General features: G+C 65.2%; 15 protein-coding genes. 12 read left to right on the top strand and 3 right to left on the bottom strand.

Annotated features, from left to right (window positions below):
- Positions 1 to 10: 10 nt before the first annotated feature.
- Positions 11 to 337 (bottom strand): hypothetical protein, encoded by a 327-nt coding sequence (locus ACOIX3_RS35180; protein ID WP_420966642.1) that lies wholly within the window; start codon positions 335 to 337, stop codon positions 11 to 13.
- A gap of 218 nt (positions 338 to 555) precedes the next feature.
- On the opposite strand from ACOIX3_RS35180, the gene ACOIX3_RS35175 reads away from it, so the two are divergent.
- From ACOIX3_RS35175 to ACOIX3_RS35140, 8 genes are all read left to right on the top strand, one after another.
- Positions 556 to 903, top strand: coding sequence for a hypothetical protein (locus ACOIX3_RS35175; RefSeq protein WP_420966641.1), 348 nt, complete (start codon positions 556 to 558; stop codon positions 901 to 903).
- Between the two features lie 36 nt (positions 904 to 939).
- Positions 940 to 1,959, top strand: a complete 1,020-nt coding sequence (locus tag ACOIX3_RS35170) for a DUF4424 domain-containing protein (protein WP_420966640.1) — start codon at positions 940 to 942, stop codon at positions 1,957 to 1,959.
- 168 nt (positions 1,960 to 2,127) lie between these two features.
- The gene (locus ACOIX3_RS35165) at positions 2,128 to 3,342 is read left to right on the top strand and encodes an acyl-CoA dehydrogenase family protein (protein ID WP_420966639.1); all 1,215 of its coding nucleotides are present in this window, start codon (positions 2,128 to 2,130) and stop codon (positions 3,340 to 3,342) included.
- Positions 3,343 to 3,369: 27 nt separating this feature from the next.
- Positions 3,370 to 3,873 carry a hypothetical protein gene (locus ACOIX3_RS35160; RefSeq protein WP_420966638.1) on the top strand — a complete coding sequence of 168 codons (504 nt, stop codon included), beginning with the start codon at positions 3,370 to 3,372 and terminating at the stop codon, positions 3,871 to 3,873.
- Between the two features lie 235 nt (positions 3,874 to 4,108).
- Positions 4,109 to 5,230 (top strand): branched-chain amino acid ABC transporter substrate-binding protein, encoded by a 1,122-nt coding sequence (locus ACOIX3_RS35155; protein WP_229166805.1) that lies wholly within the window; start codon positions 4,109 to 4,111, stop codon positions 5,228 to 5,230.
- A gap of 248 nt (positions 5,231 to 5,478) precedes the next feature.
- Positions 5,479 to 6,522, top strand: a complete 1,044-nt coding sequence (locus ACOIX3_RS35150) for a hypothetical protein (RefSeq protein WP_420966637.1) — start codon at positions 5,479 to 5,481, stop codon at positions 6,520 to 6,522.
- Positions 6,523 to 6,606: 84 nt separating this feature from the next.
- Positions 6,607 to 7,464 (top strand): alpha/beta fold hydrolase, encoded by an 858-nt coding sequence (locus tag ACOIX3_RS35145; RefSeq protein WP_420966636.1) that lies wholly within the window; start codon positions 6,607 to 6,609, stop codon positions 7,462 to 7,464.
- Between the two features lie 56 nt (positions 7,465 to 7,520).
- Positions 7,521 to 8,360, top strand: a complete 840-nt coding sequence (locus ACOIX3_RS35140) for a class I SAM-dependent methyltransferase (protein ID WP_420966635.1) — start codon at positions 7,521 to 7,523, stop codon at positions 8,358 to 8,360.
- A gap of 9 nt (positions 8,361 to 8,369) precedes the next feature.
- Here the strand turns inward: ACOIX3_RS35140 and ACOIX3_RS35135 are convergent, their stop codons facing one another.
- A complete protein-coding gene (locus ACOIX3_RS35135; RefSeq protein WP_420966634.1) occupies positions 8,370 to 8,948 on the bottom strand; it encodes a TetR/AcrR family transcriptional regulator in 579 nt (192 codons plus the stop codon).
- Positions 8,949 to 9,028: 80 nt separating this feature from the next.
- On the opposite strand from ACOIX3_RS35135, the gene ACOIX3_RS35130 reads away from it, so the two are divergent.
- The 4 genes from ACOIX3_RS35130 to ACOIX3_RS35115 all read left to right on the top strand — a co-directional run bounded on the left by ACOIX3_RS35130 (position 9,029) and on the right by ACOIX3_RS35115 (position 13,866).
- Positions 9,029 to 9,346 carry a monooxygenase gene (locus ACOIX3_RS35130; RefSeq protein ID WP_420966633.1) on the top strand — a complete coding sequence of 106 codons (318 nt, stop codon included), beginning with the start codon at positions 9,029 to 9,031 and terminating at the stop codon, positions 9,344 to 9,346.
- Between the two features lie 160 nt (positions 9,347 to 9,506).
- Positions 9,507 to 10,556 carry an aldo/keto reductase gene (locus tag ACOIX3_RS35125; RefSeq protein ID WP_420966632.1) on the top strand — a complete coding sequence of 350 codons (1,050 nt, stop codon included), beginning with the start codon at positions 9,507 to 9,509 and terminating at the stop codon, positions 10,554 to 10,556.
- The gene (locus ACOIX3_RS35120; RefSeq protein WP_420966631.1) at positions 10,553 to 11,407 is read left to right on the top strand and encodes an amidohydrolase family protein; all 855 of its coding nucleotides are present in this window, start codon (positions 10,553 to 10,555) and stop codon (positions 11,405 to 11,407) included. The genes ACOIX3_RS35125 and ACOIX3_RS35120 overlap by 4 nt, the downstream gene beginning before the upstream one ends.
- Positions 11,408 to 11,526: 119 nt before the next feature.
- Positions 11,527 to 13,866, top strand: coding sequence for a Tex family protein (locus ACOIX3_RS35115; protein WP_420966630.1), 2,340 nt, complete (start codon positions 11,527 to 11,529; stop codon positions 13,864 to 13,866).
- Positions 13,867 to 14,016: 150 nt separating this feature from the next.
- Here ACOIX3_RS35115 and ACOIX3_RS35110 read toward each other — a convergent pair whose 3' ends face one another.
- Entirely contained in the window at positions 14,017 to 15,480 is a 1,464-nt protein-coding gene (locus tag ACOIX3_RS35110; protein ID WP_420966629.1) for a catalase, read from the bottom strand.
- Positions 15,481 to 15,701 lie beyond the last annotated feature (221 nt).

The raw sequence follows: 15,701 nt of genomic DNA, 5'->3' as shown, positions 1-15,701 counted from the left end.
CGGCCGCTCGTTACGGCTCTCCGCAACCAGGCACCCGCCGGATCTGTTCGATCAGCCGTTGGTGACGCTCTGCGGATAGCGCTCGCTCATTGGCGCACATCAGCATCGCGACGCATGTCGCCTGCGGCCCGGACGGCCAGGCGATGGTGCCGTCGATCGCGCCGTCGCATTTGAGGTAGGCATTCTTCGCATCCCAACGGATCGCGCTGTCGGGTGCTGATGTCGCGGCTGCCGCGATGGCAACGAGCGCGGCGGATCGAAGCGTCCAACGAAATTGTTCGAGAAGGCGCTTGTCAATCTTCATGGCAAACGGAAGTCGTGCGAGGCAGCCGATCATTAAGGGCGCATCAGTGCGCTCGCAAGCCTGTCGTCCGGCATGACGTGTGATGTCGAAGAGAAAAGATCGCGGCCATCGCGAACCTGTTGGGTGTTGCGCGCACTCATTCAGGAAGGATTGCGCTTATGTCGACTTCACTCATTCGATCAGCACCAGTGATTCTCTGCCTTCTAGCGGGAATAGCGCCGATCGCCACCGAGGCCGCGGGTGCGAAACCTGTGCTCAGTATCGAGAACGGGTTCCAACAGACCGTTGCGGTCTCGGCCGGGAGCGAACTCTCGTTCGGACCACCGCGGCAATCGCCGATCCAGCCTGGCGGCACCGGCGCCGGCGAAATCACGATCTCGCTTGCGGCCGGCGCTGCCGCCGGTATTGCCAAGCTGCATGTTTTCGAGCGCAGTGCTGTCCCGATCGGTTTCACGGTGACGGCCTGGCAGGGCCGGAAATCGATCGCTGTCGTCAAGCTTTGCGGTCATCTCGAGATGGACAGTTGGGTCGTGCTGCCGATCGAGACGACGCACGTCGACGTCTCCGATTTCTTCCCGGTCAAGGACGGATGCGATTGACTGCCGCGTGTTTCCTCCCCAATCAAGCGAGAAGGAATGACCATGCCTCCGATGGCCAAACGCGCCTCTTTGGTCCTGCTTGCCGGGCTGATGCCCTGGTGCGCGCGGGCGAATGACACGTCCGCCGCGCTGGAAACCGGGGGACTTCGCTTCAAGCATGACCCCGACATCGTGATGCGCTCCGAGGATCTGTTCATCTCCGAGAAGCAGATCCGGATCGTCTACCGGTTCTTCAACACCTCGGCTGCCGACAAGACGATCATGATCGCGTTCCCGATGCCTGACATCGTCGGCAAGGAGGGCGACGAGAATATCGGGCTGCCCACTGACGATCCCGAGAACATCTTTGATTTCCACGTCGCGGTCGACGGCAGGGCGGCCGCGCCGCATCTCGAACAGACGGCGCTCGCAAACGATGTGGACCAGACGGCGCTGCTGCGGAAGCTCGGAATTCCGCTGATGCCGATCAGGGGACCGGCAGGCGAGCTGCTCGACAAGTTGCCGAAATCGAACTGGCCGGGGCTCGTCAAGCTCGGTGTCGGCGCCATCGAGACCTACGGGTCGGGTGGCCCGATGCAGGATCATCTGGTGCCGACCTGGACGTTGCGCTCGGCCTATACCTGGACGCAGACCTTTCCGGCAGGCCGGGAGATCACGTTCGAGCAGACCTATCGCCCGAGCGTCGGCGGCTCCGTGCAGACGATCATCGGCGCCGACAACTGGCGCAGCAATCCGGAAGCGCGAGAGTTCCTCGCGTCGTATTGCATCGACGATGACCTGATCCGCACCATTGAGCGAGCGCGCGCGACGAGGCACGCTCCCTATCCGCCGTTTAGTGAACGGTCGATCGCCTATGTGCTCTCGACCGGCGCCAATTGGGCGGCGCCGATCGGCGACTTTCACCTCACCGTCGACAAGGGCGAGCCCAACAATTTTGTCAGCTTCTGCGCCGAAGGCGTCAAGAAGACCGGACCGACGCGCTTCGAAGTCCGGCACACGAACTTCACCCCGTCGCGAGATCTGAAGATTGTCATCTTCGTTTCGAACCCGAATTAGCGTCGGCAAGGACCATGCAATGATTGCGAACATTGTCGTGTGATGTCGCATCCGTCCCAATCCCCCGTCGCATCCGTCCGAGCTTCGCATCGCAGAGGCGCCTAAAAGGCGGCCCCCGTGATCGCTCCGCGCGAGCGATCCACCGATAGAGATGCAGTGAGGCCACCAATGAAAGACACGACCTCGTCGTTCGTCGATGCTGCTGCGGCGCTCGCGCCGCGCGTTCAGGCCTCAGTGCAGGAGAGCGAGCGGTCGAGGCGGCTGCCTGTCCCGCTGGTGGAGGCGATGGCGGAGGCTGGGCTCTTCCGCCTCTGGATTCCGCGCGCCATCGGCGGCGAGGAGGCTGAGCCGATGACTCTCGTTCGGGTGGTCGAGGAGATCTCGCGCGCCGACGGTGCCGCCGGCTGGTGCATGGCCATCGGGGGCGCCTATGGCGCGTTCGCCGGCTATCTCGGGAAGGACGCCGCGCGCGACATCTATGGCAGCGATCCGCTGGTTCGAACGGCGGGAGCCTTGCGGCCGTTCGGCACCGCCAGGATCGTCGATGGCGGTTATCGCGTCACGGGCCGCTGGCGGCTCGGAAGCGGCTGCCAACACTCCGGCTGGATGATCGGCAATTGCCGGATCTTCGACGGCGATCAACCGCGCTTGCGCCCCGACGGCACCCCGGTGATGCGCTTCATGCTGTTTCCGACCGCGCAATGCGAAATTATCGACACCTGGCACAGTATCGGACTGCGCGGTACGGGCAGCCACGACTATGCGATCGCGGATGCCTTCGTGCCGTCCGCGCAGTCGCTTTCGTTCCGCGAACCGCCGGTGGAGCAGGGGCCGCTCTATGCGTTTCCGACCATCGCACTGTTCGGGGCGGCGCTCGCCGCCGTGCCGCTCGGCATCGCTCGCCACGCGATCGACATTCTGGTCGAGCTTGTCGGACGAAAGATCGCAACGCGCTCGCGCAAGTTGCTCCGTGAAGATGCGCTGATCCAGGCCGATCTCGGCCGCGCCGAGGCCTTGCTGGGTTCGGGACGGGCCTTTCTCTACGGCAAGCTGGAAGAGGCGTGGCAGGCCGTCAGTGCCGGCGAGGTGCTCAGCGTTGCCGAGCGCGCCACGCTGTGGCTGGCTGCGACCCATGCTGCGAACACGGCCAAGCAGGCGACCGAGCTGATGTTCAGTGCCGGCGGCTCGGCCGCGGTGGACGTGAGCTGCGGGCTCGAACGCTGTGTCCGGGACGTCCATGCTGCCGTCCAGCACCTCGCCTTGGCACCGGCCAACTATCAGATGGCTGGTGAGGCGTATCTCGGCGCGGACATGCGGTCGACACCCTTGCTGCTCTCCGATGACCGCGACGAAGCACGCTCCCTATCCGCCAACCCGAATTAGCGCCGGCGCGTTCCGCACATGATGAACATGCCAAGGATGGTCCTGAAGCCTGCCCTGCGCCTGCTTTTCTGTATCGGCGGGTTGGCCGCCCCGGCATCGGCACAGTCCACCGATCCGCATCATCAGACGCTGCTCGGCGCCGGCGTCAATCGCGCCAACATCGCCAATGATGTCCGCGGTCATTACTACAGCTTCATGGCGGGGCCGGGCCATGTCGATGTCGAGCTCGCCTTCAAGGAGATGGGTGTGTTCGGCCGTCCGCTGCCGCAGCATCTCAACTTCGACTTCTGGAATGCGGACGGCGTTCGGCTCTCCCACATCGAAGTCCTGTCCCAGGGCAGCATCGCCCGCCGACACACCGATGCCGATTTGCCGGCGCGACAAAGAATCAATCTGGCGGTCTCGACGCAATGGGGTGCGATCAAGGTCGGCGGCTACTACGAGATCGAGCTGAAAGGCGCGGTCGAGGCGGCAGCACCGGTCGGGGCCGACGTCAAGCCGGCGGAGCCCGAGCCATTGGTGCGGCCGTGATCGGACAAGCCATCAGTTATGTGCTGTCGCGCACACAGGGCGATTCCAGGCGCCAATGCACGGCAACGTGTTTCACATTGTTGCCCGATGTCGCATATGTCCAATCCCCCGTCGCCCCAGTCCGAGCCTGCTGCTCATCGCGCGCATACAAGGCAGCCCCCGGTGATCGTTGCGGCCGGCGATACCAGTCGATTGCGATGCATTGAGGCGACTTGAGACCATCGAGGAGAATATGATGAAGTTTGCACTTCGAGGATACTTTCTTGCGCTTGGCACGAGCCTGGCATTGTCCAGCGCGGCCATGGCCCAGGATATCAGTGTTGCCGTGGTTGGGCCGATGACCGGCTCGGAGGCGAGCTTCGGTCAGCAGTTCAAGAACGGTGCTGACCTCGCCATCGCCGACATCAATGCGGCGGGCGGCGTGCTCGGCAAGAAGCTGAAGCTGGAAGTCGGCGACGACGCCTGCGATCCGAAGCAGGCGGTGTCGGTTGCCGAGAAGATGGCAGGCGCGAAGATTCCGTTCGTGGTCGGGCACTTCTGCTCGTCGACCTCGATTCCCGCCTCGGACGCCTATGCCGAAGGTAACGTGCTGCAGATCACGCCGGGCTCGACCAACCCGCTCTTCACCGAGCGCGGGCTGTGGAACACGTTCCGCGTTTGCGGCCGGGATGACCAGCAGGGCATGGTCGCGGCCGCCTATATCATCAAGAACTACAAGACCAAGAACGTCGCGATCATCCACGACAAGACGACCTACGGCAAAGGCCTTGCCGACGAAACGAAGAACGCCATCAACGCGGCGGGCGTGAAGGAAAAGCTCTATGAGGCCTACACCAAGGGCGACAAGGATTTTGCCGCGCTGGTGTCCCGCTTCAAGAAGGAATCGATCGATTTCGTCTATGTCGGTGGCTACTACGCTGAGGCGGCGTTGATCCTGCGCCAGATGCGCGAGCAGGGCGTCAATGCCGTGCTGATGGGCGGCGACGCCTTGGTCGACAAGCAGTTCGCCGCGATCGCGGGTCCGCTTGCCGAGGGCTCGCTGTTCACCTTCTCGCCCGATCCGCGCAAGAAGGTGACCGCGGCCGCGACCTTGAAGAAGTTCAAGGACAAGGGCATCGATCCGGACGGCTACACGCTCTACAGCTATGCCGCCTTCCAAATCTGGAGCCAGGCCGTCACCCGCGCCCAGACCACGGACGCCAAGAAGATCGCAGCGACCATCAAGAGTGGACACTGGGACACCGTGCTCGGCAACATCAGCTACACGCCGAAGGGTGACATCACCCTGATCGACTACGTCGTGTACCGGCGCGACAAGGACGGCAACTACGCCGAGCTGCCGGCCGCCGGTCAATGATCGCTGGCCGCGACATCGGCCACTCCTCCCTGATCGATGTCGCGGCTGTGCCGGCTCACAGCGCCAACGGACCAACCCTCTGCCAGCCCCGAGGTGTTGGCGCTGTGACGCCTGGTCTGCGGTGGACAAGCTGCCCTTGGGCAGGTTGCCGCATCAGTCACCGCGTCGAGCTGATCCCGCAATAGCAATTACCTTTGAAGCCAATTTCGATCGATCACGGCAACCCAAGAGCCAACGAGAGGCAACACGTGTCTGACATAAGCCTGAGCAATGGCGGCGGCCGCGGCGGTTCAGCCGATTGGCACGCTGCGGGACAATCCCAAGGACCGTCTCAAGGACCGTCCCACTCCTACCCGCTGCTGGTGCGCGATCACGGTCTTGGCGCCGCGCTGAAGCTGTTGCTCGAGACCCTACCTTATGCGCTGGCGCGCTGGGGCGTGTTGCTGGGCTTTGCCGCCGCGTGCGTGGTCTGGGCCATCGTGGCCGTGGGCGGCGCAGTCTGGCTCGGCACCCATGTCGCCAGCGTGTTCGGCTATTGCTGGCTGCTTGGCATCCTGCTGCTCGGCGGATGGATCTGGGGCGCCATCCTGCGCTACACGCTTCACATGATCGCCTGCGGCCATGTCGCCGTGTTGACCGAGCTGATCACGCATGGCCGCATCGGCAACGGCAGCGAAGGGCAGTTCGCCTACGGCCGCCGGATCGTGATGGACCGGTTCGGCGAGGTCGCGATCCTGTTCGGACTGGGTGCGCTGATCCGCGCCGTGCTCCGCGCGTTTCACAATGCGCTCGATACGCTCGGCGATTGGTTGCCGGCGCCCGGCATGAAGGCGATCGTCGGTCTGCTCAACACGATCCTGTCGGCCGCGACGCGCTATCTGGACAAGGTGGTGCTGTCCTACGATCTGGCGCGCGGCGGCGACGATCCGAGGCGCAACATCCAGGACGGACTGGTCTACTATTGCCAGAACGCCAAGCCGATCCTGGCGACGTCGGTCTGGATGGTCATCGTCGAGCGGATCCTGAGCATCCTGCTGTGCCTGCTGCTGCTGGTCCCCGCCGGAGTGGTGACCGTCTGGTTGCCGGAGGCTGTCAGAGAATATGGCGCCATGGTCACCGTCTTCATCGCGGCCCTGCTGGCGGTGACGGTGCGCGCGGCATTCATCCAGCCGCTGTTCCTGATCTGCATGATGATCCGCTTTCACGCGCTGATCGAGAACCAGCCGATCAATTCGACCTGGGTCGGTTATCTCGACGGCCTCACAGACAAGTTCCGGCAGATCGGACGCTGAGATCGGCGGACGGCGGGTGATGCCGAACTGCAAGCCAGCCGGCCGGCGCCGGATGATCATGGTATTTCGCAACGGAGATGTTCGGTGACCGACATTACGCTCGACAATAGTGGCGTCAGGCTGGCTGCTTCGGTCGCTGGCCCGCCGGACGGTGAACCGATCCTGTTTCTGCACGGCCTGTCGCTCAGCCGGGACACATGGCAGGAAATCGGCGGCCGGCTGAAAGATCGATATCGGGTCTGGACGCTGGATTTCCGGGGACACGGGCACTCGGATCGGGCCTCGGGCTACGCGCTCGCCGATTATGTTTCGGACGCCGAGACCGCATTGGCCGCGATCGGGCGTCCGGCGGTGATCGTCGGGCACTCGCTCGGCGGCTGCGTTGCCGGGGTGCTGGCACAGAGTGGCAATGCCGGCGTGCGCGCCGCCTTCCTCGAAGACCCGCCGTGGTATCTTGGCCAGCCGGGCGAGTGGGAAAAATCGGCATTCCCAAAACTGTTTGCGATCGTCAGTGCACGTCAGGCCGCCTGGCAGCAGGCGCGCGCGCCACTCGGCACCTACCTTGCCTTCGTTGCGGACTCTCCGACGCCGATGGGCGGGATCGGCCGCGATCATTTCGGCCCCCGTCATCTGTTGAGCCATGCGTCTGCGCTGCAGCGGCAGGACGGGCGGTGCTGGGCGGACGGAAACGTTGCGGCCTCCGTTCTTGCGGCGATTCCGACCGGGCGGGAATTCCTCTGTCCGGTCAGGATCGTTCATGCCGATCCTGGATGCGGGGCGGCCTTGCTGGAGCACCACGATGCGCGCTTCGCGCACGACAATCCGCGTGCCGACATCGTTCGTTATGAGGGCTGCGGCCATTCGCCCCACCGCTCTCTTGCGTTCGAGCAACGCTTCGCGGCGGATCTGCAAGCTTTCTTGTCGAGCCTGCATCCGGCGTGAGCATGGGCGAACGGCAATCCGGCACCTGATATTCATGAACTGAAGCGGGTAGATCCATGCAAGAGACCTCCGGCTACGATCCGAACTATGTGATGGGGCGTTCGACCGCGGAGACCGACAGGCTCAAGCGCCAGTCGCAGCTCTACGATGCGTCCACATGGCAACTCCTGAAGGAGGCCGGGCTCTCGCGGGGCATGAAGGTGCTCGACGTCGGAAGCGGCGCCGGCAACGTGTCCTTCATCGCCGCAGGCCTGGTCGGCGAAAGCGGGGCGGTCGTCGGGGTCGACAGCAACCCCGCCATCGTTGAGGAAGCCGCGGGCACGGCGCGCTCGCTCGGCCTGAGCCAGGTCTCGTTCCGGGTCGGCGATATCAGCACGATCGAGCTCGACCGGGATTTCGATGCGGTGGTCGGCCGGCTCGTGCTGATCTATGTGAAGGACCCAGCGGCGCTAATTCGACGCTTGCTCGGGCACGTCAAGCCCGATGGCATCGTGGCGTTCCAGGATCTCGATTGGGGCGAGGGGCCGATCGCCAATCCGCCGTCGCCGCTGCTGTCGCAGGCGTGGGGCACTGTGAAGGAGATGTTCAGAAGGGCGGGCCTGAACAACCGCATGGGATTGTCGTTGCACGGCGCATTCGTCGCAGCCGGGCTTCCCGCGCCGCGCATGAGCCTGTTTGCGCCGGCCGGGGGCGGGCCGGATTTCGACGGTTACGACTACATGGCGAGCGGCCTGCGCAGCAATCTGCCGCATATCGTCAAGCTCGGCGTTGCCACCGAAGCGGATCTGGCGCTGGACAGTTTTGCCGAGCGCTTGCGCAGCGAGGTGGTCGCCATGCATGGCGTCTTTGCGCTACCGACCTTCGTCGGCGCATGGTCGCGCAGGCGGCCGGGCTGAAGCGCGACCTCAGGCATTGCCGACGACCGCGTCGATGAACGTCGCGGCCAATTCCCTCAACTGCTTGCGGCTGTATCCGGCGCGCTCCATCACCGCCAGCCCGCGCGTGTACGTCACGATGACGCGCGCCAGCCGGTTCGCATCGGCCGCGCTGCGCTTACCCGGCGCCGTGCCGATGGCCTTGCCGATCAGCTGCTCAAGCCGCGTCAGCACATCCTGCACGCGCTGACGCACATCCGTGCTTGAAATGGCCGCGTCGAGCGCGGTGCGCGTGGTCAGGCAGCCGCGCGGCGGCGAGCCGTCGGTCATGTTGACGATGATCATGTCGAAGAAGTGCCTCAGCCCCGCCGCAGTGTCGCCCTGCGCCAGCGCGCCGCCGGCCGCCTCCAGGAATTGCCCGGTATACTGATCGAAGGCGCGCAGGAAGATCGCTTCCTTGTCGCCATAGGCGTTGTAGAGGCTGCCGCGCTGCACGCCGGTCGCCTCCGCGAGGTCCAGCATGGTCGCGTCGTGCAGGCCCTTGCGCCAGAACACGTCGAGCGCGGTTGCGATCACCTCGTCCTCGTCAAACTGACGCACACCCACCATGCGATTCGCTCCAGCGCACCATTCTTGACACTATCGTCAATATTGACAACCATGTCAAGGATGATGCCCAGGAGGTCCAGATGATTACCGCCGTCACGACGTTCAGATTGCCGAAGCCGATCACGCGCGAAGAAGCGCGCAGCATCTTCCTGAGCACCGCACCGCTCTACCGCGACGTGCCGGGGCTGTTTCGCAAGACCTATGTGCTGTCCGAGGACGGCATGACGGCCGGCGGCATCTATTTCTGGAACTCGAGGGGTGAGGCGGAAGCGCTGTACACCGATGCGTGGCGCGCCCGCGCCCGCGAGAAATACGGCGCCGATCCGACGGTCACATACTTCGAGAGCCCAGTGGTGGTCGACAATGTTGCGGAGATGATCAGCTCCGACGACGAATAGCAGGCGCCGTCATCGCAGATCGACGGTGGCACGGAACTTTCGATCGGCGCCCGATCGGCGCGTTGCCCGTATGTGAGGCGCGGCGCGCGTCCGCTTGTGTTCGGCACGCCCGCGAGGCTACTCTCCCTGCAAGCAAGAAAACTGCACGGGAGCCGTCACGGTGAACCAATCTCCTTCCTCATATCCGGCGCCTGAGTCGGCGCTGCCACGCCGCAGGCTCGGCCGCACCGGGCTCGATGTCTCCATTCTCGGTTTTGGCACCGCGCCGCTCGGCGACCTCTTTGCGCGGCTCGACGACGCCACCGCGATCGCAGCAGCGGAGCGGGCGTTTGCGCTGGGCGTGAACCTGCTCGATTCCTCGCCGCTCTATGGGCATGGCCTCGCCGAGCATCGCTGCGGCACCGCGCTGCGCCGCGTGGCGCGCGACGACATCGTCGTCTGCACCAAAGTCGGGCGCTGGATGGATCCGTTCCACGGCCGCGGCGACGGCTCGAACTTCATCGGCGGCGCGCCGCATCGTGCGGTGGTCGACTATTCCTATGACGGCACCATGCGCTCGGTCGAGCAGTCGCTGCTGCGGCTCGGCACCGATCATATCGACTTGCTGCTGATCCACGACGTCGACGTCTGGACCCATGGTGCCGATGCCATCGAGGCCAGATTCCGCGAGGCGATGGAGGGCGCCTATGTCGCGCTCGACAAATTGCGCGCCGAGCGCGTGGTCAAGGGCATCGGGATCGGCGTCAACGAGGCCGAGATGTGCGTGCGCTTCGCCAGAGCCGGCACGTTCGACACCATGCTGCTCGCCGGCCGCTACTCGCTGCTGGAGCAGCCCGCGCTCGCCGAATTTCTGCCGCTGGCGCAGGCGCAGGGCATCGGCGTGATGCTCGGCGGCGTGTTCAACTCCGGCATCCTGGCGACCGGCGCGGTTGCCGGCGCCAAGTACAATTACAAGGACGCGCCGCCCGACGTGATGCAGAAGGTGGCGGCGATCGAGCGCGTCTGCCGCACGCACGGTGTGGCGCTCGCAACCGCCGCGCTGCATTTCGCGCTGGGCCATCCGGCGGTCGCGAGCGTCGTGCTCGGCGCGCAGACGCCGCAGGAGGTCGAGCGCAACGCTGCCGCCTTGTCGTCGCCCGTCCCCGCCGCGCTGTGGCGCGACCTGAAAGCCGAGGGGCTGCTCGACCAGCACGCGCCGGTGCCGGCATGATGCGGATCGATGCCCATCACCATGTGTGGCGACTTTCGCGCGCCGATTACGGCTGGCTGACGCCCGAACGCGGGCCGATCTACCGCGACTTCGGCCTGGCCGACCTGATGCCGCATCTCGCCGCGGCCGCCATCGAGGGCACGATCCTGGTGCAGGCGGCGCCGACCGAGGCGGAGACGGCGTTCTTGCTCGACGTCGCCACGGGCGCGGAGTTGGTGCGCGGTGTGGTCGGCTGGATCGACTTCGATGCCGACGATGCCGCGACGCGGGTCGATATGATCGCCGGGCGCGAACTGCTGGTCGGTCTGCGGCCGATGGTGCAGGACATCGCCGACGACGACTGGCTGCTGCGGCCGGAACTGGCGGCGCCGCTCGAGGCCATGGCGCAGTACGGTCTCGTGTTCGACGCGCTGGTGCTGCCGCGCCATCTGCCGCGGCTGGTTCAGGTGGTCGATCGCCATCCGGACCTGCAATTCGTGCTTGACCATTTCGGCAAACCGCAGCTCGCAACCGGCGACATTGCGGCCTGGAAGGACGACATCGCAAGCTTGGCCGCGCGGCCCAACGTCGTCTGCAAGCTGTCGGGCTTGGCCACGGAGGCCGCGCCGAACTGGCAGGTCGCCGATTTGCGCGAGGCCGTGGAGCATGCACTGGCATGCTTCGGTCCGCAGCGCATGTTGTGGGGCAGCGACTGGCCCGTCGTCAATCTCGCCGGCGGCTATGCGCAATGGTTCGCGGCGGCAGAGACCTTGCTTGCTGATTTGTCAAGTGAGGCAAGAGCTGCGATTTTCGGCGGCAATGCGGCGCGGGTCTATTTGTCAAGCCGCGGACGGCCAACATCCCGAAAATAGCGCGTGCGGCGCGCCAAATTTGATCCACAGCGCGCCTTGATGAATCATTCCGGGATGGTCCATAAGCGGCGTCCGCGCCATCGGTGATTTGGCGGCGCAACGGGGTGAGAGAGACAAGCGTGGCAAAGATCCATCATCAGATTGCGCAGGAGCTGGGCGTTCGCGACGAGCAGGTCGAGGCGGCGGTGACGCTGCTCGACGGCGGCGCCACGGTGCCGTTCATCGCGCGATACCGCAAGGAGCTCACCGGCGCACTCGATGACGCGCAGCTGCGCACGCTGGAGGAGCGGCTGACATATTTGCGCGAGCTCGAAGAGCGCCGTACCGCGGTGCTCAACTCGATCCGCGAGCAGGGCAAGCTCGATGCCGCGCTCGAAGCCCAGATCATGGCTGCCGACAGCAAGGGCCGCCTGGAAGACATCTATCTGCCGTACAAGCCGAAGCGCCGCACAAAGGCCGAGATCGCCAAGGAGGCCGGGCTCGAGCCGCTCGCCGATCAGTTGTTGACGCAGCCGCAGAACGATCCGAACGAGGCCGCGACGCCCTTCGTCAATGCCGAGAAGCAGGTCGCCGACGTCGCCGCAGCGCTGGACGGCGCGCGCGCGATCCTGGTCGAGCGTTTCGCCGAGGATGCCGACCTGATCGGCGCGCTGCGCGAGGAGATGTGGTCGAACGGCATCATGGCCTCGACCGTCCGCACCGGCAAGAAGACCGAAGGCGAGAAGTTCAAGGACTATTTCGATTTCTCCGAGCCGCTGCCGAAGCTGCCGTCGCACCGCATCCTGGCGCTGTTCCGCGGCGAGAAGGAAGAGATCCTCGACCTCGCGATCAAGCCGGAAGCCGAGGCGCCGGCGGTCGGCGTGCCCGGCCTCTACGAGCTCAGGATCATGAACCGCTTTGCGATCTCAAGCCAGGGCCGCAAGGGCGACAAGTGGCTGACGGAGACGGTGCGCTGGGCCTGGCGTACCAAGATCCAGATCCATCTCAACATCGACCTGCGGATGCGGTTATGGACCGCGGCGGAGACCGAGGCGGTGCGCGTATTCGCCTCGAATCTGCGCGACCTGCTGCTGGCCGCGCCGGCCGGCCCGCGCGCCACCATGGGGCTCGATCCCGGCTATCGCACCGGCGTCAAGGTCGCGGTGATCGATGCCACCGGCAAGGTGGTGGCGCATACGGCGATCTTTCCGCACGAGCCGCAGCGGCGCTGGGACGAGGCGCTGGCCATTCTCGGCAAGCTCGCGATCGAGCATGGCGTCGAGCTGATCGCGATCGGCAACGGCACGGCCTCGCGCGAGACCGACAAGCTCGCCGCCGAGCTCGTCAAGCGGCTGCCCGAGCGCAAGATGACCAAGATCGTGGTCTCCGAAGCCGGCGCGTCGGTCTACTCGGCCTCAGCCTTCGCCTCGAGCGAACTGCCAGATCTCGACGTCACCATTCGCGGCGCGGTCTCGATCGCGCGGCGCCTGCAGGATCCGCTGGCCGAGCTGGTCAAGATCGAACCGAAGGCGATCGGCGTCGGCCAGTACCAGCACGATCTCGGCGAAGCCAAGCTGGCGCGCTCGCTCGATGCGGTGGTGGAAGACTGCGTGAACGCGGTCGGCGTCGATGCCAATACCGCCTCGGTGCCGCTGCTCTCGCGGGTGTCGGGCATCGGGCAGGGGCTGGCGCAGAGCATCGTGCAGCACCGCGACGCCAACGGCCCGTTCAAGTCGCGCAAGGCACTGAAGGAGGTGCCGCGGCTTGGGCCGAAGGCGTTCGAGCAATGCGCCGGCTTCCTGCGCATCAGCAATGGCGAGGACCCGCTCGATTCATCCGGCGTGCATCCGGAAGCCTATCCCGTGGTGCGCCGTATCCTCGAGGCGACCAAGAGCGACATCAAGGCGCTGATCGGCAACGCCGATGTGGTGCGCGGGCTGAGGCCGCAATCCTTCGTCGACGACACGTTCGGTCTGCCGACCGTCACCGACATTCTGCGCGAACTGGAGAAGCCCGGCCGCGACCCGCGTCCGGCGTTCAAGGCGGCGGTGTTCAAGGACGGCGTCGAGGAGGTCAAGGATCTCAAGAAGGGCATGATCCTCGAAGGCACCGTGACCAACGTCGCCGCCTTCGGCGCTTTCGTCGATATCGGCGTGCACCAGGATGGCTTGGTGCACATCTCGGCGATGTCGCGGAATTTCATCAAGGACCCGCGCGAAGTGGTGAAGCCGGGCGACATCGTCAAGGTCAAGGTCCTGGACGTCGAGGTCGCACGCAAGCGCATCGCGCTGACGCTGCGGCTTGACGACGAGATCGGGCCGAAGAAGGACAACGCCGGACCGTCACGCGATTTCTCGCGCGGCTCGGCCAAGATGACGTCGTCGGCTCCGCGCAAGCCGCAGGAGCAGTCCGGCGGCGGCGCGCTCGCCGAAGCGCTACGCCGCGCGGCCGAGAAGAGCGGGCGCGGCAAGCCGACCTAGGTCCGCGGTACGGGCGCAATTCCGTCCTCGTCATGCTGAGGAGGCCGCGGAGCGGCCGTCTCGAAGCACGACGGGCCCGAGCGCGGCCGTCCATCCTTCGAGACGCGCCTACGGCGCTCCTCAGAATGACGGAGCTAAGGGCGGCGCGCGTTACAGCTTGCCAGCCGCAAATCGCGCCAGCGCCTCCGCGACACCTTTGCCGTAGGCCGGATCGGCCTTGCTGCAATTCACAACGTGCCGTTCCTGGATGTGCTTCGACGCCTGGCCGACCTGGCGGGCGGTGTTGTCGAACAGCGCCTGCTTTTGCGCGGCATTCATCTTGCGGAACAGATCGCCCGGCTGCTGCCAGTGGTCCTCATCCACGCGGTGATCCCAATGTGCGGCGGCGCCGGTAATCTCGAGCGGCGGCTCGTTCAGTTGCGGCTGGTCGGTCCACTCGCCATGGCTGTTCGGCCAATAGGTCAGCGTGGCGCCCAGATTGCCGTCGGTGCGCATCGCACCGTCGCGGTGATAGCTGTGGAACGGGCATTTCGGTGCGTTGACCGGGATCTGGTGGTGGTTGACGCCGAGCCGGTAGCGCTGCGCGTCGCCATAGGAGAACAGGCGGGCCTGCAGCATCTTGTCCGGCGAATAGCCGATGCCGGGCACGACATTCGCCGGCGTGAACGCCGCCTGCTCGACCTCGGCGAAGAAGTTCTCCGGGTTACGGTTGAGCTCGAAATGGCCGACCTCGATCAAGGGATAATCCGCCTTCGGCCACACCTTGGTCAGATCGAACGGGTTGAACTTGAATGCGTTGGCCTGCGCGTCGGTCATCACCTGGATGAACAGCGTCCAGCGCGGGAAGTCGCCACGCTCGATGCTGTTGAACAGATCGCGCTGGTGGCTCTCGCGGTCCTTGCCGACCAATGCCTCGGCCTCGGCATCGGTCAGGTTCTGGACACCCTGCTGGGTGCGGAAGTGGAACTTGACCCAGCTGCGCTCGTTGTTCGCGTTGATGAAGCTGTAGGTGTGGCTGCCGAAGCCGTGCTGGTGACGGAAGCTCTTCGGAATGCCGCGCTCGCTCATGACGATGGTGACCTGGTGCAGCGCTTCCGGCAGCAGCGTCCAGAAGTCCCAGTTCATGTCGGGGTCGCGCACCCCGGTGCGCGGGTGCCGCTTGATGGCGTGGTTGAGGTCGATGAAGCGCAAGGGATCGCGGAAGAAAAACACCGGCGTGTTGTTGCCCACCACGTCCCAATTGCCTTCGTCGGTGTAGAATTTCAGCGCGAAGCCGCGGATGTCACGCTCCGCGTCCGCCGCGCCGCGCTCGCCGGCAACGGTCGAGAACCGCGCGAACATCGGCGTCTGCTTGCCGATCTGCGAGAAGATGCTGGCCTTGGTGTAGCGCGTGATGTCGTGGGTGACGGTGAAGGTGCCGTGCGCGCCGGCGCCCTTGGCGTGCATGCGACGCTCCGGGATCACTTCGCGGTGAAAATGAGCCAGCTTCTCGATCAGCCAGACATCCTGCAAAAGCGCCGGCCCGCGCGGCCCCGCCGTCATGATGTTCACATTATCGGCAACGGGTGCGCCGGAGGCGTGGGTCAGAAACGGTCTTTTGGTCTCGTCGCTCATCGAAAGCTCCTTGCTCGAAGTCAGCACTCGTCGTCCCGGCGCCGAGGGAAGCCGGGTGAAAGACGATTGCATCGCGGATGGGTTACGGCCGGCGCGACGGGGAGACCCGGTGATCGACAAATTGTGAACCGGATCTGCGATCCCGCCGCGACGACGTCGTTTCTTGGATCGGCGCAGGATTAAGAAACCCGGCGGATCGATTCAACGCGCGCTAACCGCTG

Origin of the sequence: Bradyrhizobium sp. B120 (assembly GCF_049075665.1) — a bacterium.
In the GTDB taxonomy this organism is placed as follows: domain Bacteria; phylum Pseudomonadota; class Alphaproteobacteria; order Rhizobiales; family Xanthobacteraceae; genus Bradyrhizobium.
The sequence above is the reverse complement of the archived record's forward strand: the minus strand, read 5'-3'. Positions and strand labels throughout refer to the sequence as shown.